This is a genomic window from Caballeronia insecticola (assembly GCF_000402035.1).
Classification (GTDB): Bacteria; Pseudomonadota; Gammaproteobacteria; order Burkholderiales; family Burkholderiaceae; genus Caballeronia; species Caballeronia insecticola.
On the sequence record NC_021287.1, the window covers coordinates 2,962,387 to 2,984,685 of the forward strand.

24 protein-coding genes are annotated in these 22,299 nt (G+C 63.3%); 15 read left to right on the top strand and 9 right to left on the bottom strand.

Annotation, left to right across the window (positions count from 1 at the left end; translation table 11 throughout):
* Window positions 1-9 precede the first annotated feature (9 nt).
* From BRPE64_RS13760 to dinD, 7 genes are all read left to right on the top strand, one after another.
* The gene (locus BRPE64_RS13760; protein ID WP_016346740.1) at window positions 10-816 is read left to right on the top strand and encodes an FAD binding domain-containing protein; all 807 of its coding nucleotides are present in this window, start codon (window positions 10-12) and stop codon (window positions 814-816) included.
* The gene (locus BRPE64_RS13765) at window positions 816-1,709 is read left to right on the top strand and encodes an AAA family ATPase (RefSeq protein WP_016346741.1); all 894 of its coding nucleotides are present in this window, start codon (window positions 816-818) and stop codon (window positions 1,707-1,709) included. The genes BRPE64_RS13760 and BRPE64_RS13765 overlap by 1 nt, the downstream gene beginning before the upstream one ends.
* A complete protein-coding gene (locus BRPE64_RS13770) occupies window positions 1,706-2,896 on the top strand; it encodes a vWA domain-containing protein (RefSeq protein ID WP_016346742.1) in 1,191 nt (396 codons plus the stop codon). Before BRPE64_RS13765 ends, BRPE64_RS13770 begins: the two co-directional genes overlap by 4 nt.
* Complete coding sequence (locus tag BRPE64_RS13775) at window positions 2,887-3,447, top strand: CoxG family protein (RefSeq protein ID WP_016346743.1); 561 nt, start codon at window positions 2,887-2,889, stop codon at window positions 3,445-3,447. Before BRPE64_RS13770 ends, BRPE64_RS13775 begins: the two co-directional genes overlap by 10 nt.
* Window positions 3,420-4,439, top strand: a complete 1,020-nt coding sequence (locus tag BRPE64_RS13780) for an XdhC family protein (RefSeq protein WP_044041819.1) — start codon at window positions 3,420-3,422, stop codon at window positions 4,437-4,439. Before BRPE64_RS13775 ends, BRPE64_RS13780 begins: the two co-directional genes overlap by 28 nt.
* Window positions 4,440-4,563: 124 nt before the next feature.
* A complete protein-coding gene (locus BRPE64_RS13785) occupies window positions 4,564-5,793 on the top strand; it encodes a PepSY-associated TM helix domain-containing protein (protein WP_016346745.1) in 1,230 nt (409 codons plus the stop codon).
* A gap of 158 nt (window positions 5,794-5,951) precedes the next feature.
* Window positions 5,952-6,794, top strand: a complete 843-nt coding sequence (gene dinD, locus BRPE64_RS13790; protein WP_016346746.1) for a DNA damage-inducible protein D — start codon at window positions 5,952-5,954, stop codon at window positions 6,792-6,794.
* Window positions 6,795-6,857: 63 nt separating this feature from the next.
* Here the strand turns inward: dinD and BRPE64_RS13795 are convergent, their stop codons facing one another.
* From BRPE64_RS13795 to BRPE64_RS13805, 3 genes are all read right to left on the bottom strand, one after another.
* The gene (locus BRPE64_RS13795; RefSeq protein WP_016346747.1) at window positions 6,858-7,583 is read right to left on the bottom strand and encodes a PepSY-associated TM helix domain-containing protein; all 726 of its coding nucleotides are present in this window, start codon (window positions 7,581-7,583) and stop codon (window positions 6,858-6,860) included.
* A 193-nt stretch (window positions 7,584-7,776) separates the two neighbouring features.
* Window positions 7,777-8,808, bottom strand: coding sequence for a serine/threonine protein kinase (locus BRPE64_RS13800; protein WP_016346748.1), 1,032 nt, complete (start codon window positions 8,806-8,808; stop codon window positions 7,777-7,779).
* A 63-nt stretch (window positions 8,809-8,871) separates the two neighbouring features.
* Entirely contained in the window at window positions 8,872-9,084 is a 213-nt protein-coding gene (locus BRPE64_RS13805; RefSeq protein ID WP_044041820.1) for a hypothetical protein, read from the bottom strand.
* Between the two features lie 326 nt (window positions 9,085-9,410).
* Between BRPE64_RS13805 and BRPE64_RS13810 the strand changes: the two genes are divergently transcribed.
* Window positions 9,411-10,673, top strand: a complete 1,263-nt coding sequence (locus BRPE64_RS13810; protein WP_016346750.1) for an MFS transporter — start codon at window positions 9,411-9,413, stop codon at window positions 10,671-10,673.
* A gap of 224 nt (window positions 10,674-10,897) precedes the next feature.
* Window positions 10,898-11,080: a hypothetical protein gene (locus BRPE64_RS13815; protein WP_016346751.1), complete on the top strand. Its 183-nt coding sequence runs from the start codon at window positions 10,898-10,900 to the stop codon at window positions 11,078-11,080.
* Window positions 11,081-11,145: 65 nt separating this feature from the next.
* Here the strand turns inward: BRPE64_RS13815 and BRPE64_RS13820 are convergent, their stop codons facing one another.
* On the bottom strand, window positions 11,146-11,850 hold the full coding sequence (locus tag BRPE64_RS13820) for a dienelactone hydrolase family protein (RefSeq protein WP_044041821.1): 705 nt from the start codon (window positions 11,848-11,850) through the stop codon (window positions 11,146-11,148).
* A 544-nt stretch (window positions 11,851-12,394) separates the two neighbouring features.
* Here BRPE64_RS13820 and BRPE64_RS13825 point away from each other — a divergent pair.
* A complete protein-coding gene (locus tag BRPE64_RS13825; RefSeq protein ID WP_016346754.1) occupies window positions 12,395-13,540 on the top strand; it encodes a branched-chain amino acid ABC transporter substrate-binding protein in 1,146 nt (381 codons plus the stop codon).
* A gap of 67 nt (window positions 13,541-13,607) precedes the next feature.
* Here the strand turns inward: BRPE64_RS13825 and BRPE64_RS13830 are convergent, their stop codons facing one another.
* A complete protein-coding gene (locus tag BRPE64_RS13830) occupies window positions 13,608-14,831 on the bottom strand; it encodes an MFS transporter (RefSeq protein WP_044042206.1) in 1,224 nt (407 codons plus the stop codon).
* A 154-nt stretch (window positions 14,832-14,985) separates the two neighbouring features.
* Between BRPE64_RS13830 and BRPE64_RS13835 the strand changes: the two genes are divergently transcribed.
* From BRPE64_RS13835 to BRPE64_RS13845, 3 genes are all read left to right on the top strand, one after another.
* Window positions 14,986-15,651, top strand: coding sequence for a HugZ family pyridoxamine 5'-phosphate oxidase (locus BRPE64_RS13835; protein WP_044041823.1), 666 nt, complete (start codon window positions 14,986-14,988; stop codon window positions 15,649-15,651).
* Between the two features lie 365 nt (window positions 15,652-16,016).
* Window positions 16,017-16,319 (top strand): H-NS histone family protein, encoded by a 303-nt coding sequence (locus BRPE64_RS13840; RefSeq protein ID WP_016346757.1) that lies wholly within the window; start codon window positions 16,017-16,019, stop codon window positions 16,317-16,319.
* Between the two features lie 209 nt (window positions 16,320-16,528).
* A complete protein-coding gene (locus BRPE64_RS13845; protein WP_016346758.1) occupies window positions 16,529-17,698 on the top strand; it encodes a cation diffusion facilitator family transporter in 1,170 nt (389 codons plus the stop codon).
* 9 nt (window positions 17,699-17,707) lie between these two features.
* On the opposite strand, the gene BRPE64_RS13850 is transcribed toward BRPE64_RS13845, so the two are convergent.
* From BRPE64_RS13850 to BRPE64_RS13860, 3 genes are all read right to left on the bottom strand, one after another.
* Window positions 17,708-18,178 (bottom strand): Lrp/AsnC family transcriptional regulator, encoded by a 471-nt coding sequence (locus tag BRPE64_RS13850; RefSeq protein WP_016346759.1) that lies wholly within the window; start codon window positions 18,176-18,178, stop codon window positions 17,708-17,710.
* 83 nt (window positions 18,179-18,261) lie between these two features.
* Window positions 18,262-18,897 (bottom strand): 3'-5' exonuclease family protein, encoded by a 636-nt coding sequence (locus tag BRPE64_RS13855; protein ID WP_016346760.1) that lies wholly within the window; start codon window positions 18,895-18,897, stop codon window positions 18,262-18,264.
* Complete coding sequence (locus BRPE64_RS13860) at window positions 18,894-19,538, bottom strand: MBL fold metallo-hydrolase (protein WP_016346761.1); 645 nt, start codon at window positions 19,536-19,538, stop codon at window positions 18,894-18,896. Before BRPE64_RS13860 ends, BRPE64_RS13855 begins: the two co-directional genes overlap by 4 nt.
* 662 nt (window positions 19,539-20,200) lie before the next feature.
* Between BRPE64_RS13860 and BRPE64_RS13865 the strand changes: the two genes are divergently transcribed.
* On the top strand, window positions 20,201-20,809 hold the full coding sequence (locus tag BRPE64_RS13865; RefSeq protein ID WP_044041825.1) for a septal ring lytic transglycosylase RlpA family protein: 609 nt from the start codon (window positions 20,201-20,203) through the stop codon (window positions 20,807-20,809).
* Between the two features lie 54 nt (window positions 20,810-20,863).
* Here BRPE64_RS13865 and rsmI read toward each other — a convergent pair whose 3' ends face one another.
* The gene (gene rsmI, locus BRPE64_RS13870; RefSeq protein WP_044042207.1) at window positions 20,864-21,775 is read right to left on the bottom strand and encodes a 16S rRNA (cytidine(1402)-2'-O)-methyltransferase; all 912 of its coding nucleotides are present in this window, start codon (window positions 21,773-21,775) and stop codon (window positions 20,864-20,866) included.
* Window positions 21,776-21,855: 80 nt separating this feature from the next.
* On the opposite strand from rsmI, the gene BRPE64_RS13875 reads away from it, so the two are divergent.
* A complete protein-coding gene (locus tag BRPE64_RS13875) occupies window positions 21,856-22,209 on the top strand; it encodes a YraN family protein (protein ID WP_016346764.1) in 354 nt (117 codons plus the stop codon).
* The last annotated feature ends 90 nt before the right edge of the window (window positions 22,210-22,299 follow it).

A 22,299-nucleotide genomic window follows, 5' to 3' on the forward strand; every position in this document is an offset into this window, starting at 1 on the left:
GAGCCCGACATGTATTCATTCGATTATCAAAGGGCCGACGAAGCGAAAGCGGCAGTCGCGGCGCTGAGCACGAACGGCGACGCCAAGTTTCTTGCCGGCGGCCAAAGCCTCTTGCCGACGATGCGCCTGCGTCTCGCGCAGCCATCGGCGCTGATTGACGTGACGCGCATCGCGTCGATGAAAACCATCACGCTCGACGGCGGCAAGCTCACCATCGGCGGCGCGATGTGCCACGCCGAAGTCGCCGCGAACGCCGATGTAAAGCGCGCGCTGCCGGGTCTCGCCGATCTCGCGGGCCGCATCGGCGACCGGCAGGTGCGGGAGCGCGGCACGATCGGCGGCTCGCTCGCCAACGACGATCCGGCGGCGTGCTATCCGTCCGCCGTGCTCGCGTTGAACGCGACTGTCGTGACGGACCGGCGGCGCATCGCGGCGGACGACTTCTTCATCGACATGTATCAGACCGCGCTCGAACCCGACGAGCTGATCACGGCGGTCGAGTTTCCGCTCGCCGAACGCGCGGCGTACGAGAAGTTTCGCAATCCGGCGTCGCACTTCGCGCTCGTCGGCGTGTTCGTCGCGAAGTTCGGTGACGGCGTGCGCGTCGGCGTGACGGGCGCAGCGTCGTCGGTATTTCGTTCGGCCGAGCTGGAGGCGGCATTGTCGAAGGACTTTTCGGTGGCGTCGGCGCGCGGCGTGACGATTCTGCCCGACGAACTCAACGACGACATGCACGCCAGCGCCGACTATCGCGCGCATCTGATTCCGGTGCTCGCGGGCCGCGCGGTCGAACGCGCGCTGTCGTTTCCGGCGTGATGCTGGGCGAGCCCGCTTCCATCGACGAGACGCTCGCGCGCCTGCGCGAGCATCGCTACTTCGCGAACCGCGAGCTCGCGACGGCGCTTTTTCTCGCGCTGAAGATGCAGCGCCCGCTGTTTCTCGAAGGCGAGCCGGGCGTCGGCAAGACGGAACTTGCGAAGGCGGCGGCGGGGCTGTGCGGCACGACGCTGTTGCGCCTGCAATGCTACGAAGGTCTCGACACGGCGAGCGCGCTCTACGAGTGGGACTATCCGCGGCAGATCATGGCGCTGCGGCTCGCGGAAGCGTCGGGCGAGACGCCGTCGAACGATTCGCTGTATCGCAGCGAGTTTCTGCTGAAGCGGCCGTTGCTGCAGGCGTTGCTGCCCGATCCCGCGAATCCCGACGCGCGCCGCGTGCTGCTGATCGACGAAATCGATCGCGCCGACGAGCCGTTCGAAGCGTTTCTGCTCGAACTGCTGTCGGATTTTCAGGTGTCGATTCCGGAGTACGGCACGGTGCGCGCGCAGGTGCCGCCGCTCGTCGTGATGACGTCGAACCGCACGCGCGAAGTGCACGATGCGCTGAAGCGCCGCTGTCTCTACCAGTGGATCGGCTATCCTGCGCGCGACGTCGAACTGGAGATCGTCGCGGCGCGCGCGCCCGAGGCGGGGCAGGCGCTGCAGGCGCGCGCTGTCGCGTTCGTGCACGAACTGCGAACGATGGATCTGTTCAAGGCGCCGGGCGTCGCGGAGACGATCGACTGGTGCCGCGCGCTCGCGGCGCTGTCGGTGACGGAGCTCGATCCGCAGTCGGTGCATGACACGCTCGGCGTGCTGCTCAAGTATCAGGACGACCTCGCGCGCATGGACGCCGATACGCTCGCACGCTGTCTCGCGGCGACGCCATGAAACTGGAACCGCTCGCGCGCAACGTCGTGCATTTCGTGAGGCTGTTGCGCGGCGCGGGGCTCGGCATGTCGCCGGCACATGCTGTCGATGCGCTCGATGCGCTGCGCTTCGTCGATCTGAGCCGCCGCGACGATGTGCGCGCGACGCTCGCCTGCCTGCTCGTCCACGCGAGCGACGAGCGCGATATCTTCGACGCCGCATTCGATCTTTTCTGGCGCGATCCCGACTGGGAAGGCAAGCTGCGCGCGCTGTTGCTGCCGAAAGTGACGAACGGCATGCCGCCGCCGAAACGCAACAACCGTCTCGCCGATGCACTCGCCGCGCGCACCGCCGCACCGAAAGCGCCGCCGCCGGAAGCGAAGCCCGAGGCGACCCATGCGCGCATCACGTTCAGCTCGCAGGAGCGCCTGAGTCATCGCGATTTCGACACGCTCAACGCCGACGAATGGCGCACGCTGCGGCATCAGATTCGCGCGCATCGGCTGCCGCTCGCGACCGAGCCGACGCGCCGTCTGAAGGCGGCATCGCGCGGCACGCACGCGGACCTGAGGGCGAGCGCGCGCCACGCGGTGCGTTCGGGCGGCGACTGGACCGTGTGGAAATATCGCGCGGCGGTGGAGCGCAGGCCGCCGCTCGTGCTGCTGCTCGACATTTCCGGCTCGATGAGCGCCTACTCGCGCGCCGTGCTGTATTTCTGCCACGCGCTGTTGCAGTCGCGCGAACGTCTGCAAGTGTTTCTGTTCGGCACGCGGCTCACGAATGCGACGCGCGCGTTGCGCGAACGCGATCCCGATGTCGCGATTGCATCGCTCGGGCAGAGCGTGGCGGACTGGTCGGGCGGCACGCGCATCGGTGCGGCGCTCGCGGAGTTCAACCGGCGCTGGGCGCGCCGCGTGCTGAGCGGCCGGGCGACCGTGCTGCTCGTCACCGACGGCCTCGATCACGAAGCCATCGACGTGCTCGACGCCGAGATGCAAAGGCTCAGACGCTTTGCGCATCGGCTGGTGTGGCTCAATCCGCTGTTGCGTTTCCCCGATTTCACGCCGCGCGCGCGAGGCGTGCGCGCGATCCTGCCGCACGTCGATGCGATGCTCGCGGCCCATAACCTCGACAGCCTCGGGGCGGTCGGCCGGGAGCTTGCCGCCTTGTCGCAACACACGCCCTTTGGAGGCCCGCGATGGAACTGACCGAAACCCACGTCTTGCCCGTGCCGCAGTCGCGCGCATGGGAAGCGCTCAACGACACGGCGATCCTGAAGGCCTGCATTCCGGGCTGCGACAGCATCGACGCGGACGGCGAGAACGCCTACAACGTCACGATGACGGCCGCGGTCGGCCCGGTGAAAGCGCGCTTCAAGGGACGCATGGAACTCACCGAAATCGACGCGCCGCATACCTATACGATCGTGTTCGAAGGGCAGGGCGGCGCGGCCGGTTTCAGCAAGGGCAGCGCGACGGTGAACCTCGAACCCGGCGACGAGCCGGACACGACGAAGCTCGCCTACAGCGCGAACGCGCAGGTCGGCGGCAAACTTGCACAAATCGGCTCCCGGCTGGTCGACGGCGCGGCGCGTAAAATTGCGGCAGAGTTTTTCAAGCGATTTGGCGCTCAATTGCAGGGCGGACAGCAATCGCAGGACGACGCCGCCGCCGCTGAAACCGGCGAAGACGTGCAGGAAGCGCAGGAAGCGCAGGAAAAGGGAAAGAAATCATGGACAGCGTGGATCTCGAAGTCCTGAAACACAGCGCGCGATGGCTCGAAGACGGGCATCGCGCATTGCTCGTGACGGTAGTGAAGACGTGGGGCTCGTCGCCGCGGCCCGAGGGCGCGATGCTCGCCGTGCGCGACGACGGACACGTGATGGGCTCGGTGTCGGGCGGCTGCATCGAAGACGATCTGATCGACCGCGTGCGGCAGCGGGGCATCGAGCAGACGAAGCCCGAAGCGGTGAAATACGGCATCAGCGCCGAAGAGGCGCATCGCTTCGGCCTGCCGTGCGGCGGCACGATCCAGCTCGTGCTGGAGCCGTTGACGGCCGCAAGCGGCATCGCGGAACTGTGCGCGGCGGTGGAGAGCGGCAAGCTCGTCGCGCGCACGCTCGACATGGCGACGGGCGCGGCGCATCTCGAACCCGCACAGGCCACCGACGGCGTGCTCTTCGACGAAGCGCGGCTCCTCACGATCCACGGCCCGCGTTATCGCATGCTCGTGATCGGCGCGGGGCAGTTGTCGCGGTATCTGTGCAGCATTGCCGTCGGGCTCGATTATCAGGTGACGGTGTGCGATCCGCGCGTGGAATACACCGACGAGTGGGACGTGCCCGGCACGACGATCGTGCGCACCATGCCCGACGACACCGTCATGGACATGAAGCTCGACGAGCGCTGCGCCGTGATCGCGCTCACGCACGATCCGAAGCTCGACGATCTCGCGCTCATGGAAGCGCTGAAGACGCCGGCGTTTTACGTCGGCGCGCTCGGTTCGCGGCGCAACAACGCGGCGCGGCGCGAGCGTCTCAAGGAGTTCGATCTCAGCGATGCCGAACTCGCGCGGCTGCACGGGCCGGTGGGTATCTACATCGGCAGCCGGACGCCGCCGGAAATCGCGGTTTCGATTCTCGCGGAAGTGACGGCGGCTAAGAACGGCGTGTCGCTGCCGGAACTGCTGCAGGTCGAAGGCGCGAAGGCGGCGCGGGAAATCGCGGGAACGGGCGAAGTGTGCGGCGTTTGAACGCGATCGGCAGACAACGCGTGGCTATATAATAATCGTTCTCATTTGCGTGGCCGCTGCGATCGATGTCCGATCGACGTGCGGCTGACGCGAAGCCCATCTCGTTCAATCGAAGCTTCATCGAATGCCCGGCAAATTCCTGACCGGCGGCGACCGGCGTGCGTCCGCACGCGCTACTAAAGCCGCCGACGCCGACGCGCGCTCACCCGTGCAGAGTCGTCACACGAACCGTCACATGAGCCAGCGCGCGTTGCGTGTGTGGTCGATCGTGCATCGCTGGACGAGTCTCGTCTGCACGGCGTTCATGTTGCTTCTGTGCCTGACGGGCTTGCCGCTCGTGTTCGGCCACGAACTCGACATTCTCACCGGCGACGCAATCGAAGCGCCCACGCTGCCCGCCGCCCAGGCGAACGCGCGCGCGAGCTACGAAGCGGTGCTGGGCGCGGCGCTCAAGGAACATCCGGGGCATGTGCCGCAATACATGATCTGGGAGCCGGACGACTTGCTGTTGCCGATCGTCGTCACCGCGCCGCGCGCCGATACGCCGCCCGACGACACGCTCAGCACGACCGTCGACGCCCGCACGGCGCAGCCGCTCGGCATGCCGCCCGGCAAGGGCTCGCTCAAGTTCGTGCTGCTGAAACTGCACGTCGATATGTTCGCGGGGCTGTTCGGCAAGCTCTTTCTCGGCGCGATGGGCGTCGTGTTTCTTGCGGCGATCGTGTCGGGCGTCGTTGTGTATCTGCCGTTCTGGCGCAAGGTCGGGCTGGGACGCGTGCGGCTGAAGAAGAAGCGGCGCATCGTGTGGCTCGACTGGCATAACGCGATCGGCATGCTGACGCTCGCGTGGGCGCTGCTCGTCGGCACGACGGGCTCGATCAACACGCTCGCCGATCTGATGCTCGAAGCGTGGCGCAACGATCAGCTCGCGCAGATGCTCGCGCCGTATCACGGACAGCCGCCGGTGAGCGCGCGCGTATCCGTCGACGATGCCGTGAAGACTGCACGCGATGTCGCGCCGGACATGATTCCGTCGTTCGTCGCGTTTCCGGGGACGCGTTTCGCGAGTCCGCATCACTATGCCGTGTGGATGCGCGGCGACGGTATTCTCACGACGCGCATGCTGCGTCCGGTGCTCGTCGATGCAACGACGGGCGCGCTCACGGATTCACGCGAATTGCCGTGGTATCTGAAGATGCTGCTGGGCTCGCAGCCGCTGCATTTCGGCGATTTCGGCGGGATGCCGCTCAAGATTTTCTGGGCGGCGTTCGACGTGCTGACGATCGTCGTTTTGGGGAGCGGGCTTTATTTGTGGCTCACGCGGCATAATCCGGGCAAGCGGAAGAGCGGTTGACTTAGTCACGAGTAACAGCGCCATCGCGAGCCAACGGAGCCGCAGAAAAATTCGGATTCCTTCGCAAGAAATAAATGCTCTCAATGCATAAGCTGACGGTCGCCCTGCGAGGCCTCGCAGGGCTTCGATCGCGGCCTCAACCATTTGGGAGACAAAGGATGTCCGAGACCAGAACCATTGCTTCGAATCATCACCAAACGTTTGAAAGCATCAAGCAGACAAACGCGTCCGATGGCGAATTCTGGTTCGCGCGCGACCTTGCGCCATTGCTGGAATATCGGGACTGGCGAAACTTTCTGCAGGTGATCGACAAGGCGAAGGTAGCGTGCGCGCGCTCGGACCATCGAGTTGCCGACCATTTCGGTGAGGTCACCAAAATGGTCCAACTCGGCTCCGGCGCGAAGCGGCCTGTGCCTGATCTCACCTTGTCGCGATACGCATGCTATTTGATTGTTCAGAACGGCGATCCGTCGAAGCTCGTGATCGCAAATGGTCAGACGTACTTCGCGCTCCAAACTCGTCGTCAGGAACTTGGCGACGCGAAGGCGTTTTCAGGCATGTCGGAAGATCAGCGCCGCCTGATGCTTCGTGGCGAGCTCGCCCATCACAACAAGATACTGGGCGCGGCGGCGCGCACTGCCGGAGTGGAAAGCACACTGGACTACGCGATATTCCAGGACCACGGATACAAAGGGCTGTACGGCGGCCTGGGAGCCAAAGACATTCACGCCAGGAAATCGCTCAAGAAAAGCCAGAAAATCCTGGACCACATGGGCAGTACGGAGCTTGCCGCCAATCTGTTCCGCGCAACCCAGACAGAAGAGAAATTGCGACGCGATGAAGTAAGCGGAAAGCAGAGGGCGAACCAGACTCACTTCGACGTGGGAACGAAAGTGCGCGAAACCATTCGAGAGCTCGGCGGGACCATGCCAGAAGCTTTGCCGACGCCGGAAACGAGCATCCGGCAGATCGAGCGCGCCCATAACAAGTCGACCGATTGATACAGACGCGGTTCTCGGCGGACACGCCGAGAACCGCCAACACGTCGCTTTGTCTTCTGCGCTTCAAATCAACCCACAAACCACCGCCGCAACCAGCGACGCCGCTACGATCACCACGCCCGTCGTGCGGCGCTTATTGAGCTCGGTCCACAGCAGCACGCCCGTCAGCGAGAGCAGGATGATGCTGCCCGCGAACGTATCGATGAGCAGCACCCAGCCCACGCTCAGGCCCACACCTTTGTGCAGGTTGGTCATCATCGCGAGGAAGGTGTTCTCGGTGCGTTTCACCGAGACGAAGTTGTTGCCCACCCAATACTCCGCCATCACGCTGCCGCCCGGCGCGGCGACCATCACCGACCATTGCTCCGGCTGCATCGTGCTCTTGTCGCCCCAGCCGACCGGATGCGCCGGCTCGCGCTTCGCACGCCCGAGATTGCCTTCGATCTTCAATTCCTTCTTGAGCCACGCGCCCATGTCGCGCGGCGTCTTGAAGCCCTCGGCGGGCAGCGGCATCTGCATCTGCGTTACCTGCGGCTCACCGGTGGAAATCCGCAGCGGCGGCGCGCGGTGGTTCAGCAGAAATCCCGTCACGCCGAACAGCAGGCCGAGCAGCGCGCCCCACAAGCCGATCCAGCCGTGCACCTTGCGCAGCCACTTGAGGAACGTCGAGCGCCGCGAGCGGTTCTTGCGCACGAATTGCTCGGCGTCGTCGATCAGGCGGCCGTGCGGGCGGTAGTGCGAGCCGCTCGTCGCGGGCGGCTGCGGATTGAGGGTGTCAGGCGCGTTCACGCGTCTCTCCGGATTGAGATATTCGAAATTCGACAGACAAAGCCCCGCTCCGATCGGCCGGGCGCGGCCTTGGCGGCCCTAAGCGCGGCGATCGACGGGAAGCAGGCGAATGAGAATTGTTATCATTACACGCGGAAAATCGCTTTTCAATGGTTTGCGATTTCCTGACAGTTCGCGGATGTGACGAAAAATTTCAAACGGGCCAGAGCGGGCCTTCCTGCATCGCGCCGATCTGCTCGCGCAGTTCGAGGATGCGGTCTTCCCAATAGCGTTGCGAGTTGAACCACGGAAAGGCGGCTGGGAACGCCGGATCGTTCCAGCGGCGCGCGAGCCACGCCGAATAATGGATCAGCCGCAATGTGCGCAGCGCCTCGACGAGATGCAGTTCGCGCGGATCGAATTCGCAGAAGTCTTCGTATCCGGCGAGCAGATCGGCCAGAGCGTTCGACGCATCCGCGCGTCCGGCCGGCAGCAGCAGCCACAGATCCTGGATCGCGGGCGCCATGCGGCTGTCGTCGAAATCGACGAAATGCGGGCCTGCGTCCGTCCACAGCACGTTACTTGGATGACAGTCGCCGTGCAGGCGCAGATGGCGCACGTCGCCCGCACGGTCGAAACAATGCGCGACGCCCTCCAGCGCCATCGCGACGACGCTTTCCCAGGCCGCGCGCACATCGGCGGGAATGAAGCCGTGCGTCAGCAGATAATCGCGCGGCTCGTAGCCGAATGTGGCGATGTCGAGCGTCGGCCGTTCGCGATACGAGTCGATCGCGCCCACCGCGTGAATCCGCCCGATGAAGCGCCCGAGCCATTCGAGCGTGTCGCGGCGATCGAGATCGGGCGCGCGTCCGCCGCGCCGCTCGAAGATGGAAAAGCGGAAGCCGTCGAATTCGTGGAGCGTCGCGCCGTCGAGCGTGCGCGCGGGAACGGCCGGAATCTCCCGTTCGACGAGGCTCGCGACGAACGCGTGTTCTTCGAGAATCGCGGCGTTCGACCAGCGCTTCGGCCGATAAAACTTCGCGACGACCGGCGGGCCGTCTTCGACGCCCACCTGATACACGCGGTTTTCGTAACTGTTGAGCGGCAGCAGGCGGCCATCCGTGCGCGCGCCCGTGGGCATCAGGACGCTGTCGAGCGCATCGAGAACGCACTCGGGAGTGAGGCCGGCGAAGGGCGGTGCGTCGTCGGAGGGCGCGGCTGGCGAATCGGGATGGTTGGGGTTCATCCCGGCATTGTGCCCCCCTTGAGCGCGGAGGGCATCAGCGCATTGGCGCGGCGCGCCGCTTTCTCAGTGAACGACCGTATTCGCCGGACGCACGATGTCGCCGGTATCGATCAGGTCTTCGAGAAAAAACGGCTCGGTATTGAGCAGCTTGGTCACGCCGGGCTCGCCGGCATACCACGCGACCATTGCCATGTCGCCGAGAATGCGCATTACGATGCCGCGCGCACCCTGAGGCACGGCAATATGCACTGAGCGGACAATCGAACCGATTTGCATGATGAATCCCCGTTTCAACGCCGGCTGAGGATGAGACGCCGGTCAATTATTTCACCAAGCACAGGCTTTTCAGGGCTCGTGCACCAGACAATCAATCGCCGCGTCTTTGTTGCGGGTAGCGCGACGCGCGCGGCTTTCATGAACGATTGTGCTCTTACTTTAGCGCATCGTGGCGCGCCGGCGCGATGGCAATCGCCGCGTTATGTTGTCGATCGCAGACGGTTGACAGTAATTACTCGGTGATCGTCGCGCGGAGGCCTGGGTCGTATTAGGCAAAACCCTTAGACCGGCGTATCGTTGAGGACTTTGTCAGCGGAGACTTAAAAGTGACAGCATCACCCGCGCCGCAGCGCCCGAACGCCGCAGGCGACGCCGAGCACGCCGCCGCCGACGCGACGTATCTCGAACGCGGTTCACGTGCGTACTGGCGCGCGGCGCTCGCGCTGCTGTTCGCCGGCTATGCGACGTTCTCGCTACTGTATTGCGTGCAGCCGCTGCTTCCCGAGTTCACGAAGGCGTTCGGCGTGAGTCCGGCCGTCAGCGCGCTGTCCGTGTCGGTGAGCACGGCGGCGCTGGCGATTGCGATCTTCATCGCCGGATTCGTATCGGAAAGCTGGAGCCGTCACCGGTTGATGACGCTTTCGCTGCTGGCGTCGTCGGTGTTGACGGTCGTTGCGGCGATGCTGCCCGACTGGCACGCGCTGCTCGTCGTGCGCGCGCTCGAAGGCTTCGCGCTCGGCGGCGTGCCCGCGGTCGCGATGGCGTATCTCGCGGAGGAAGTGCATCCCGAAGGCCTCGGGCTCGCGATGGGTTTGTATGTCGGCGGCACGGCCATCGGCGGAATGGCGGGGCGCGTGATCAGCGGCATTCTCGCGGATCTGTTCGGCTGGCGTATCGCCATCGGCGGGATCGGGCTGCTCGGCCTGCTCGCGACGCTCGCGTTTCGCGCGCTGCTGCCGCCGTCGCGGCGCTTCAAGCCACGGCGCGGTGTGGGCTTTGCGCATCATCGGCGCTCGCTTGCCGGGCATTTGCGGCATGGCGGCCTGCCGTTTCTGTTTCTGATCGGCTTCGTGCTGATGGGCAGCTTCGTCACGCTCTACAACTATGTCGGCTACCGGCTGCTCGGCGCGCCGTTTCAGCTGAACCAGACGCAGATCGGCGCGATCTTCACCGTCTATCTGACCGGCGTGATCGCGTCGCCGTGGTCCGGCAAAATGGCCGATGCCTTCGGACGCGGCCGCGTGCTGATCGCAAGCCTCCTGCTGATGATGCTCGGCATCGCGCTCACGTTGTCGTATTCGCTGCCGGTGATCATCGCGGGCATCGCGTGCCTGACCTTCGGATTCTTTGCCGGGCACTCGGTCGCCAGCGGCTGGGTCGGGCGGCTCGCGGCGCAGGCCAAAGGGCAGGCCGCGGCGCTTTATCTGCTCGCGTATTACCTCGGCTCCAGTCTGATCGGATCGTATGGCGGCCATTTCTGGACCGCGTTCGGCTGGCCGGGCGTCGCCGGTTTGATCGGCACGTTGCTCGTGGTCGGCCTGGCGGGCGCGGCGTGGCTGAACCGGCGCGAGCGAGCCGCTATCACCTGATCAAACGAAAGCCGATTGAAATAAGCGGAATCTAAGGGTTTTTACGTGTCCGCTTAATAGCGAATCGCGCTGCGCCTTGTCGCGCAAGGCTTCGCTGAAGCAATCGTTTCCCGTCGCACGAAGATGGGCCTACGCTCGCTCGGGCGCGGCCTATACTCGAACTGTCGAGGCGGTTTTATCGCTGGACGACTAAAAGCTGCAGGCTGGATGATGGGAGACGCACTATGACGTACTTCACGATCGGCGACTTCATTCTGATCATCCCGATGGCGCTCGCCGGCGCACTGTTTCTCGGGGCTATTCCTTGCGCCACGCATTTCAAGAACAACGCGCTACGGGTATTCGGTGCGCTTCTTGGTGTGCTCGCCGCATTTCTACTCGTTGAAGGTCTGCCCGCGCTGATATAGCGGCCGCCCGCGCCTGATACCGTTTCAACGGCGCGCGTTTTGACGCGCGCGCCGCTTCGCTTCTATTACAGATGCTCGCCCAGGAAGGTCAGCGTGCGCCCGTGCGCGAGGCCTGACGCCTTCGCGCTATACGATGCGCGATCGCCGCAATTGAAGCCGTGATCGGCCTGCGGATACACGTACAGTTCGGCGTCCTTGCGGCCGGCGAACTTTTGACGGACAGCGTCCACGGCGTCGGCCGGAATGTGCGCGTCGAGTTCGCCGTAGTGGAACTGCATCGGCACCTTGATCTGATCGGCTTTGTCGAGCGCGTTCTGAATGCCGCCGCCGTAGTACGCCACGCCCAGATCCACTGAACCTTGCGCCGCCGCGAGATACGCGAGCCGGCCGCCGAAGCAATAGCCGATCGCCGCAACCTTGCCCGTCACTTCGGGCAACGCGCGCAATGCCATCGCCGCCGCGCCGACATCGGCGACCGCCGAATCGAGTTGGGTCTTCTGCAGCAGTTCCATCGCCTTTTCGCGGTCCGCGCCTTCGTAGCCCAACTCGACGCGCGGCTGCGTGCGCCAGAAGACATCGGGCGCGAGCGCGACATAGCCGTCGGCGGCGTACTGGTCCGCGACGCTGCGGATATGGCCGTTCACGCCGAAGATCTCCTGCAGGATGATCACGGCGGGACCGGTGCCCGTCTTCGGCAGCGCGAGATAGCCCTGGAAACTGCCGTCAGCGGTGGGAATGTCGATCCAGCGGGAAGTCACGGATACGGTCACGTCGAAGCTCCTTGTGCATGTGAAAAAGTCGTCCGGGGCGAGTGTGCCAGCTTTCCCTTTCAGTCGCCCTGGACGCTCGCGGCGGTCCAGGCACGCGCTTTGACGCGCGCGCCCATTTTTAGAGGCGCCGATCTAAACACAGACTAAAAGGCGCTTTAAAAAACAGGCTAATGATGCCGAAGGGCAGAGATTATCGGCGGGCTGCCGACAAACTTGAATGAGTCCCAAAGCCGGGTACGCCGATGTCGCGGAAACCCGCATGTACAGGGCATCTTCGCGCAAATGCCAGCACAAACGGCGGCGTATCACAACAGGCTGTTAATCGGTAGTGACACCACTATCTTAAAAAACTTCCCTAAATTAATTTGACAACCCTACACTTGCGCGCAGTGCGGATGGCGGCCGCCAAAAACGGCTGGCCAGAAGGACTTGCCAAGTGCATGACGATGCATCCGGCGTGGTCGTCCACGGGACTGAGCGATCGTGATGAAAGACGGGGCACAGGGCGATTACGTTGTTTTTGGGACCGAAACTGGAGACTTACATGAACACCAAGCTTCACAAACTGTTGCCGATCAGCGCCGCAGCCGTGCTGTTCGCTACGTTGGCAACGTCCGCAGCAGCCGACCAGGTCGTCAAGATCGGTCACGTCGCTCCGCTGACCGGCGGGATTGCTCACCTGGGCAAGGACAATGAGAACGGCGCGCGGCTCGCAGTCGAAGAGATCAATGCAAAGGGCCTCACGATCGGCGGCGAAAAGATCACGCTGCAACTGGACCCGCAAGACGACGCCGCTGACCCGCGTACCGCCACGCAAGTCGCGCAGAAACTCGTCGATGACAAGGTTGTCGCCGTCGTCGGTCACTTGAACTCCGGCACGTCGATCCCGGCATCGAAGATTTATAGCGATGCAGGCATCGTGCAGATTTCGCCGTCGGCAACGAACCCGGCCTACACGCAGCAAGGCTTCAAGACGACGTACCGCGTCGTCGCGACCGATGCGCAGCAAGGCCCGGCGCTCGCCAACTACGCAGCGAAGAACCTGAAGGTGAAGACGGTTGCCGTCGTCGACGACTCGACCGCTTACGGCCAGGGCCTCGCGAACGAGTTCGAGAAGACCGCCAAGTCGCTCGGCCTGAAGGTGATCTCGCATGACGCGACGAACGACAAGGCTGTCGACTTCCGCGCCATTCTGACGAAGATCAAGGGCGAAAACCCCGACGCCGTGATGTACGGCGGCATGGACGCCACCGGCGGCCCGTTCGCGAAGCAAGCGAAGCAGCTCGGCCTGCGCGCGAAGGTCCTCGCGGGCGACGGCGTCTGCACGGAGAAGCTGTCCGACCTGGCCGGCGACGCGACCGACAACATCGTGTGCTCGGAAGCAGGCATGGCGCTCGAGAAGATGGAAGGCGGCACGGCTTTCGCGGCCAAGTTCCAGAAGCGCTTCGGCCAGCCGATCCAGATCTACGCGCCGTTCACGTATGACGCGGTGTATATCATTGTCGACGCGATGAAGCGCGCGAACTCGGTCGATCCGGCCAAGATTCTCGCCGCGATGCCGAACACGGACTACAAGGGCGTGATCGGCCAGACCTCCTTCGATTCGAAGGGCGATCTGAAGCACGGCGTGATCTCGCTGTACGACTACAAGAAGGGCAAGAAGACGCTGCTGGACGTCGTGAAGATGTAAGTCACGCCGGACTCCGGTCCCGGAAAACGCGCGGATTCGCAAGATCCGCGCGTTTTTTTATGCGCGCCTAAATCTTGAGGCGCTTGAGAATTTTCGGCCCGATGAGCGTGATCGCCGCGCAGCACGCCGCGACGACGCACAGGCCGATCGGCAGATTGCTGATCTGCGCGACGCCGCCGATCAGCACCGGCCCGAGCAGCAAACCGAAGTACGCGAGGCCCGCGACCTGCGCGAGACCTTCAGCCGCCGTCACGCCTTCGACGCGCGCCGCCGCCGCGAACAGCACCGGCATCATGTTCGCGAGACCGAGGCCCATCAACGTGAAGCCGGTCATCGTGACGATGGTGTTGGGCACGACGAGCGCCATCACCATGCCGATGAACGCGAGTCCCGCGCTGCCGAAAATCAGCTGCGGCGCGCCGAAACGCGCGCGCACCGCGTCGCCGCCGAAGCGCCCGGCCGCCATGCCGCCGGAGAACGCGGCGTAGGCGGCGCTCGACACCGAAGGCGACGCCTCGACGATATCGCGCATATACACCGTGGCCCAGTCGTACATCGCGCCCTCGGCGATCAGCGCGACGAGCGCCAGTCCGCCGAGCGCCCACAGCGCGCCCGAACGCCAGCGATTCGACGACGACGCCTTCGCGTGTTCATCGTGATGCGGCACGTGCGGCAGCACGGCGGGCATCGACACGAGCAGGACCACGAGACTCACGCCCGAGGCGAGCGCGAGATGCGCCGCCGGCGCGAGTCCGTGCGCGAGCAGCGCGCCGCCCGCCGCCGCACCGGCCATGCCGCCGATGCTGAACATGCCATGCAGCGACGACATGATCGGCTTGCCCAGTGCCTGCTCGACGGCGCTCGCCTCGGCGTTCATCGCAACGTCGAGTGTGGCCATGCCGAAGCCGAACACCGCGAGCACGACAAGCAGCATCCAGAAATGAGGCGTCACGAGAATCAGCGCACCGCAGATCATCATGGTGATGCCGCCCGCCATGCACGCGGTGCGCGTGCCGGCGCGCGCGATCCACGATCCGGTGGTGAGCATGGCGAAGATCGAGCCGCCCGCGACCGCGAGCAGCGCGAACGACAGCATGCCCGGGCTCAGCGCGAACTTGTCGCGCACGGTCGGCACGTGCACGCCCCACGAGGCGTACATCATGCCCGCGATGAAAAAGACGGCCATCGTCGCGTAACGCGCACGGGCGCGGGTAGCGTGCGGAAGGCTGCGATGCAGTGCGAGCGTCGGATTGGGCTCGCAGGCGGAGGAGGCGGTAGTGGAGTCGGACACGGAAAAGCCGTTCGGGAGATTGCGCGAAACGAGAGGCAAATGAAGATGATGCCGCCGCACGCGAAGATTTTCGATTCTATCGAACGGCCAGGAGACACGCTCGATCACGCTGCATTAACATCATCCGACCTGATTGCCGTCGCCCGGAGCCGCGATGAATATCCCGCCGCAAGCACCGCTACATCTTTTGCACCGTGTGGCGGAAGGCACGCTCGCCACGCATTCGCGCGAGCCGAGCGGATTTCCTTATCCGACGGCGCTTCCATTTGCGCTGACCGCGAATCACATGCCGATGTTGCTCGTCAGCCATCTTGCCGAACACACGCGCAATCTGCAGGCCGACCCGCGCGCGGGCTTTCTGGTTGCGCATCCGGCGGAGGGCGGCGTGTTGGAGGGACAGCGTCTGACCATGCTCGGACATTTCGCGCCTGCGTCGGCGCAGGACAGCGTGCCTTTGGCGCGGCGTTATCTGCGTTATCACCCGGAAGCCGGACGATATCTCGAATTGGGCGATTTCTCTTTCTGGGTGATGTCGCTCACGCGCATGCGTTATATCGGCGGATTCGGTGCGATGGGCTGGCTCGCGGGCCCGGATCTCGAATCGCTGGAGCCGCTCTCGTACGACGAAGAGCTTTTGCTATGCGAATATTCTGAAAAATATCCCGGGCGCCCCGCGAATCTCAAATTATTGGGGATAGACCGATATGGCGTCGATTTGCTGCATGAAGGCAGGCGCAATCGTTTCACATTCGATAAGCCCAAACTGTCGACGGAAGAATTGAGGGCTGCGCTTATCGATTGCTTTGAAAGACAGCGTTGAGGTTGGCTCGCGCGCCGAATAAGCCTGTTGCGTCCCGAATTACCTTGAATTAGGCCGCCGCGCAAAGCGGGGCCGAAGTTGCCATTCTATGAAACGTTGCGGCGTAGAATTTTGCGTTTTTCCCATCCTATGCCAACCCCGACGTCGAGTTTGCGAATGAACGATGTCTTTCGGCCAGAATGGTCGCCCTTTGTCCTCGGATTATCGGAAAATGTTACGAAGAAAGCCCCAATGCTTTAATTACGTGGCAATACGCACATGCCCATATAATTGGAACTGTGTTAATCTGCGTGCCAGTCCGAGGCTATACTGAAATAGCAAGCGAGCGGCGACTCGCAATTCAGCAAACCACATAGGGAATTGCCATGCCTTCTTACAAAGAACTCCTCGCGCAGCGCGAGTCTCTCGAACGCCAGATTGAAGAAGCGAAGTCGCGTGAATACGCGGAAGTGCTTAATGAGATCAAGCAGAAAATGGCCGACTACGGCATCTCGCTTCAGGAACTCTCAAGCGGCCGAAGCGCGAAAGCGTCAAAGGCATCGCGCAGCCGTTCGGGCGTAGCCCCGAAATACCGCGACCCCGACAGCGGCAGCACCTGGTCGGGTCGCGGAAAGCCGCCGAAGTGGATTGCCGGACAAGATCGCGACAGCTTTCTGATCAGCCGGTAAGTCGGTACCGAATTCGTATTGAAAAGGCCGCGTCCTCAGACGCGGCTTTTTTACTTTGCACGCCTGCTCTTCGTTTTGAAAGCTTGTGATGGGCGTCAAAGTGTCGCATTGTGAAATGTCTGATTTAAAAGGTCTAACTCTGATTTCCCGCAGCAGAACACGCTTCGCGGTCAATTGGGCAGCGGTAACAATGGTCCGAGGCATATTACATGTCGCTTTCCACGACACGTGTAGCGGAGAAACAGGAGGTCGCGCGCAAAACCACCTGGACGAGCATTGCACTTAATAGCGTACTGACTGCCGCACAACTGATCGTCGGCTCGGTTGCGCATTCGCAGGCGCTCATCGCCGACGGCATTCACTCGCTCGCGGATATCGTGTCGGATTTTATTGTGCTGATCGCGAACCGGCAGGCGGCCGTCGCGCCCGACCTCGACCATAACTATGGCCACAACCGTTACGAAAACGTCGCGTCGTTATTCCTCGGCGGATTGTTGATCGCGGTAGGCGTGGGAATGTTGTGGCGCGCGGGCACGCGAATCATGAAACTTCAGGATATTCCAAGCGTACATGTCGCCGCGCTCGGGGTCGCGATAATCGTGCTCGTTTCGAAGGAAGCGCTTTTTCGCTATATGCTGCGTGCCGCGGAACGGGTTCGATCCGCGATGCTGGTCGCAAACGCATGGCATGCGCGTTCGGATGCGGCTTCTTCGCTTGTCGTCGCACTCGGGATAATCGGCAGCCTGGCGGGATTTCGAATTCTGGACCCGATCGCTGCGGCGCTCGTCGGTTTTATGATCGGAAAAATGGGTTGGACGTTTGCGTGGGATGCATTACAGGACCTTTCAGATCGCGCACTCGATCAGACGACCACCGAAAATCTGCGCGGCATTTTGCTGAACACACCCGGCGTTCGCGAAGTCCACGAATTGCGCACGCGGAAAATGGGCGATCTCGCCCTCGTCGATGCACACATTCTCGTCGATCCCCGAATTTCGGTTTCTGAGGGGCATTTCATCGCCGAATCGGCGCGTGCGCGGACGCTGGCCGATCCGCGCGTCCTCGACGCACTGATTCACGTCGATCCGGAAAGCGACGAACTCAATCCGTTGCCGGGCTCTTTTCCGCTGCGGCCCACCGTGAGTGATGCCATTCGAGACGCATTCGCGCGCCAGGGTTTATCGGTCGAGGCGCTGAATCTGCATTATCTGAGTAGCGGTTTCGACGTCGATGTCGTGTTGCCGGCGTCGAATGCGCGCGATGCAGCGGCGCAGCTGAAGGCAATCGACTTCGACGCGCTCAAGCGCCGCATTGGCGCGCGCGCGATTCGCGTGACGCAGGCGCTCGACGCTGCATCGCTGGGCGAACCGCCGCGCTGAACCGGCGTTTTAGAGCGGCAATTGCGTATCGAACTTGATTTCGCGCAGCACGACGCTCGTGCGCACCTGCGCCACCGCTGGAATCTTGAAGATGCGATCGTGCAGAAATGCGTCGTATGCCTTGATGTCCGGCGCGACGATTTTGAGGATGTAGTCGGACTCGCCCGTCGTGCTGTAGCACTCGGTGACTTCCGGACACGTGGCGATCTCGCGTTCGAATTGCTCGACGCCGCCTTCGGTGTGCCGCGTCAAATGGATATGCGCGAGTGCGCAGACGTGCAGGCCGAGTTTCTCGCGGTCGAGCAGCGCGGTATAGCGCTGAATCACGCCCGACTGCTCCATGTCCTTGATGCGACGCCAGCACGGCGTGCTCGACAGGCCGACCTGATCCGAGATTTCCTGAACGGAGCGGCGGGCGTCCAGTTGCAGAAGACGCAAGATTTTTTGTGAAAATGTATCGAGAGTCAACTGCGCCTCCATTCGGTCGCGATCTGACTCTAATGGTAGAGGCGCCGGAAAAGAAACGCAATGCAATGCGCCCGCACTGAGGGAGTTTCCCTAAGTCATTGGCCTGACTGCGAGTTTTTACCTTCGACGTCGTCGCCGGTTCCGGTCGCCTGCTGCGCCGATGCGGCTTGCGACGCCCGCAGTTCCGCCAGCATGTTGCAGAAGAGCGCGCCTTGCTCGATGGCATCGTCGAGCGCGACGTGCGTGTGCGGCAGTTCATCGAACCAGTGCTTCGGCAGGCGCGGCTTGATCGCCTTGCGATAGGGCAGGCCGGTCATCGCGAAGGCGAGCGTCTTGATGTCGAGCGCGGACCACGAAAACGGGCAGCGTCCGGCAAAACGCATCATGTACCAGAACATATAGGTGAAGTCGAAGCCCGCCGGATAGGCGACGAACACGGGCTTCCCCGGCAGCGCCTCCACCCATTCGACATAGGCCTGCAGCGCGGCTTCCGGCTGCTGCAAATCTTTGCGGCACGCGGTCCACGCGTCGGGTTGCGTCTTCCACCACGCGGCCTGCACCGGATGAGGCGCCGCGCCTTCGAGCGTCTCCAGATTTGCCGAGAACGTGGCGATGAGCTGCTTGTCGGCCGTGAACGCCGCCGACGCGAAGCTCAGCATCGAATGCGGCCCGGGAATCGGGCCATCGGCTTCGACGTCGGTGCTGACGTAGATTTCGGGAATCGCGTTCATGCCGTCACTCCGTCGCCGACGTACGGATTGGTGCGACGCTCTTCGCCGAACGTCGATGCAGGGCCGTGACCGGGCACGAAGGTGACGTCATCGCCGAGCGGCCAGAGCTTTTCGCGGATCGAGCGGACGAGGTCCGCATGATTGCCGCGCGGAAAATCGGTACGGCCGATGGAGCCGGCGAACAGCACGTCACCGACGAACGCAACTTCGTGCTTGCGGCTGAAGAAGATGACATGCCCGGGCGTGTGGCCGGGGCAGAAGCGGACTTCCATGGTTTCGTCGCCGAACTGCACGGTGTCGCCCTCGTCGAGCCAGCGTTCGGGCGTAAAGGCCTCGGCGTTCGCAAAGCCGAATCGTTCGGTTTGTGCGGGCAGTTGATCGATCCAGAACGCGTCTTCCCGATGCGGTCCCTCTATAGGAATGCCGTAGTGGTTCGCGAGCGCCTTCGCGCCGCCGCAGTGATCGAGATGGCCGTGCGTCAGAAGAATTTTTTCGACGGACACGCCCTGCCGCTCGACCTCCGCGATGATGCGCTCGATATCGCCGCCCGGATCGACGACCGCCGCGCGTTGAGTCGCCTCGCAGATGACGATGGAGCAGTTCTGCTGGAAGGGCGTCACGGGAACGAGAATGACTTTCATATGACTGTCGTCGGTGCAGGCGGCCTGTAAAAACGCTCATTGTACCGGTGCCAAATCAGTCGCGAGACGGCGCTTTTCGGGGCTCGGAAAGCAGCGAAAAGCGGCAATTCTTACGCTCATAGCGAAAATCAATGACTGTTTGCACAGTTCGACGAGTCGGACCCACGTTTTTTTGTATAATGGCACTACTTGTGCATGGAGTGAACCATGCCGTCAATGGGCGAAGGTCGAAACGCTAGTGCGTTTTTACAATCGCCATCAGTACGCTGTTGGGGGCCAAAAGCCTCGCAATTGCAACTCAAGCACCTTCAGTAGGTGCACACGTCTTGTCCGGCCAGACGCCGCGCGTCTGTCAGATGACTTTTGCAGTCATCAAGCCGGATGGGGCCTACGCCGCCGTTCCTGCGCCTGTATTCGAATTTCTGCGCACGAATGTGATGCCACGTTCGATGGCGGCATGTGGGGTCTGGTCAGGCTGCCGGGGACAGGTTGCGCCAGACGTGAACAATAACCGGGCATTTGCGGCACGAGCACGCCGCGTCCGAGCAAGGCTTGCCGTTCGCTAGATCGAGCGGCGTTGTGCTTTGTGCGGATAAAGCCTCGAGCAGCCTTGCGCGCGCCGACCAGCGCTGCGCGGCCGCTCCTTTATCGTTGGAAAACCTATGAAAGCTCGATTCATTCGACATGTCGGGAGCCTGCTAGCAGTTGGGGTGCTGGCGGGTTGCGCCGCGCCGGGTTCGGGCGATGTCGCATCCAATCCTCAGACAACAACCACAGTCAGCACGAGCAATGCCCGCTCGATGGCGCCGCTCGCCTTCGACTCGCATCTCTCCGCTGTTCCCGCCGACAGGCCCGCTCAGCCGGCCCAGTCGCTGTCGGACGCCGAGCCGATCACGGCCGGTCCGAACATCGGCAACTTCGAACAGAACGGCAAGGCGTCGTGGTACGGCCGCATGTTCCATGGCCGCAAGACCGCGAGCGGCGAGAAGTTCAACATGAACGCGATGACCGCGGCGCACCGCACGCTGCCGCTCGCGTCGTGGGTGCGCGTGACGAACGAGGCGAACCACAAGACCGTGGTCGTGAAGATCAACGACCGTGGTCCGTATGTGCGCGGCCGCGTGATCGATCTCTCGTATGCCGCTGCGGCCGTGCTCGGCATGCGCGGAGCCGGCACGCAGAAGGTGAAGATCGAAGGTCTCACGCAGCAGGAAGCGCGTGCGGCGCGCGAAGAGCAGGCTCAATCGCTCGCCGACGACAACGTGAACTGATCTCACGCTGCATGTCGCAGAACCAGGACGGGCCGTCTCGCGACGGCCCGTTTTCTATTCCGCTTGCGCTTCCGAATCGTCGTCGTGTTTTTCGTCGCGCTTGCCGAGCTTGAGCGCGCGTTCATAGAGCACGTTGCGCGATGCGCCCGTCAACGTCGCGGCGATGCGCGCCGCACTCTTCACCGACAACTCTTCCAGCAGCGTCGCGAGCAGCGCATCGTGCGCGTCGTCGGCTTGCTGCGCTTCGGGCGCGCCTTCCACGACCAGCACAAATTCCCCGCGCTGACGATTCGCATCGGCTTCGAGCCACGTTGGCCCTTCGGCCAGGGTGCAGCGATGCAGGCTCTCATGTAACTTCGTCAATTCGCGGGCGATCAACATTTGCCGCTCGCCGCCGAAAGCATCGGCGAGTGCGCGCGTCGTCTCGACAATGCGATGCGGCGCTTCGTAGAACACCAGCGCCATCGGATGATTCGCGAGCGTGCGCAAGTGCGTCGCGCGTTGCTTCGCCTTTGTGGGCAGAAAGCCGATGAACGAAAAGCCGCTCACCCATGCGCCCGCCGCGCTCAGCGCCGTGGTGAGCGCGCACGCGCCCGGCAGCGGAATGACGGGCAGGCCCGCGTCGCGCACGGCATCGACGAGACGCGCGCCGGGATCGGAAATGCCGGGCGTGCCCGCATCCGACACGCACGCAATGCGCTCGCCGTTTTGCAGATGCCCGATCACGCGCTCGGCGGCGCTCTTTTCGTTGTGCTCGTGTACCGCGATCGAAGGCTTCGAGATGCCGTAGCGCGCGAGCAGTTGCGAGGTGTTGCGCGTGTCTTCGGCGGCGATGCGGTCCACGAGTGCGAGCACGTGCAGCGCGCGCAATGTGATGTCCGCGACATTGCCGATGGGCGTCGCGACGACATACAGCGCGCCCGTCGGATAGTTCTGCCCGTCGGCGAGTTCGGAGAGCTGAAGCATGGGCGCGGGCGTCGAGAGAAAGGACGTCATTTTGCCACGCGCGAACGCCGTGGTCCGTCGACAACTTTTATGGAGAAGCCGTGTCCAAACCGCTCGGCGATGCATTCGAAGCGCGCGCGCTCGAGTTTTTGCGGCGACGGCGTCTGCGTCTCGTCGCGCGCAACGTGACGTGCCGCGGCGGCGAGATCGATCTCGTGATGATCGATGAACGCGGCGCGCTGGTGTTCGTCGAAGTGAGGGCGCGCAGCGGCAGACAGTTTGCGAACGCGGCGGCGAGCATCGATGCGAGAAAGCGCGCGCGGCTCGTGCGGGCCGCGCAGCAATTCCTCGCGACATGGCGTGGTGCGTTGCCCGCGTGCCGCTTCGATGTCGTGGCGTTCGATGCCGGCCGCATCCAATGGCTGCCCGATGCTTTTCGCGCCGACGAAGCCTGAACGCGCCGCGTGCCGCATGATGCATGCGGTAAACTGCGCAACAACCTGCGTCCGGACCTTGGCTTCGGGCGCTCACGTCATGGGCCACAT

Bases quoted from the DNA above. Each gene is read 5' to 3' on its own strand.
- BRPE64_RS13805 (WP_044041820.1), bottom strand. From the start codon at position 9,084: ATGCAAATCGGTTCGATTGTCCGCTCAGTGCATATTGCCGTGCCTCAG.
- BRPE64_RS13765 (WP_016346741.1), top strand. From the start codon at position 816: ATGCTGGGCGAGCCCGCTTCCATCGACGAGACGCTCGCGCGCCTGCGC.
- BRPE64_RS13775 (WP_016346743.1), top strand. From the start codon at position 2,887: ATGGAACTGACCGAAACCCACGTCTTGCCCGTGCCGCAGTCGCGCGCA.
- BRPE64_RS13815 (WP_016346751.1), top strand. From the start codon at position 10,898: ATGACGTACTTCACGATCGGCGACTTCATTCTGATCATCCCGATGGCG.
- BRPE64_RS13785 (WP_016346745.1), top strand. From the start codon at position 4,564: ATGCCCGGCAAATTCCTGACCGGCGGCGACCGGCGTGCGTCCGCACGC.
- BRPE64_RS13770 (WP_016346742.1), top strand. From the start codon at position 1,706: ATGAAACTGGAACCGCTCGCGCGCAACGTCGTGCATTTCGTGAGGCTG.
- BRPE64_RS13780 (WP_044041819.1), top strand. From the start codon at position 3,420: ATGGACAGCGTGGATCTCGAAGTCCTGAAACACAGCGCGCGATGGCTC.
- BRPE64_RS13800 (WP_016346748.1), bottom strand. From the start codon at position 8,808: ATGAACCCCAACCATCCCGATTCGCCAGCCGCGCCCTCCGACGACGCA.
- BRPE64_RS13855 (WP_016346760.1), bottom strand. From the start codon at position 18,897: ATGAACGCGATTCCCGAAATCTACGTCAGCACCGACGTCGAAGCCGAT.
- BRPE64_RS13835 (WP_044041823.1), top strand. From the start codon at position 14,986: ATGAATATCCCGCCGCAAGCACCGCTACATCTTTTGCACCGTGTGGCG.
- BRPE64_RS13845 (WP_016346758.1), top strand. From the start codon at position 16,529: ATGTCGCTTTCCACGACACGTGTAGCGGAGAAACAGGAGGTCGCGCGC.
- rsmI (WP_044042207.1), bottom strand. From the start codon at position 21,775: ATGCTTCAGCTCTCCGAACTCGCCGACGGGCAGAACTATCCGACGGGC.
- BRPE64_RS13825 (WP_016346754.1), top strand. From the start codon at position 12,395: ATGAACACCAAGCTTCACAAACTGTTGCCGATCAGCGCCGCAGCCGTG.
- BRPE64_RS13840 (WP_016346757.1), top strand. From the start codon at position 16,017: ATGCCTTCTTACAAAGAACTCCTCGCGCAGCGCGAGTCTCTCGAACGC.
- BRPE64_RS13860 (WP_016346761.1), bottom strand. From the start codon at position 19,538: ATGAAAGTCATTCTCGTTCCCGTGACGCCCTTCCAGCAGAACTGCTCC.
- dinD (WP_016346746.1), top strand. From the start codon at position 5,952: ATGTCCGAGACCAGAACCATTGCTTCGAATCATCACCAAACGTTTGAA.
- BRPE64_RS13760 (WP_016346740.1), top strand. From the start codon at position 10: ATGTATTCATTCGATTATCAAAGGGCCGACGAAGCGAAAGCGGCAGTC.
- BRPE64_RS13865 (WP_044041825.1), top strand. From the start codon at position 20,201: ATGAAAGCTCGATTCATTCGACATGTCGGGAGCCTGCTAGCAGTTGGG.
- BRPE64_RS13850 (WP_016346759.1), bottom strand. From the start codon at position 18,178: ATGGAGGCGCAGTTGACTCTCGATACATTTTCACAAAAAATCTTGCGT.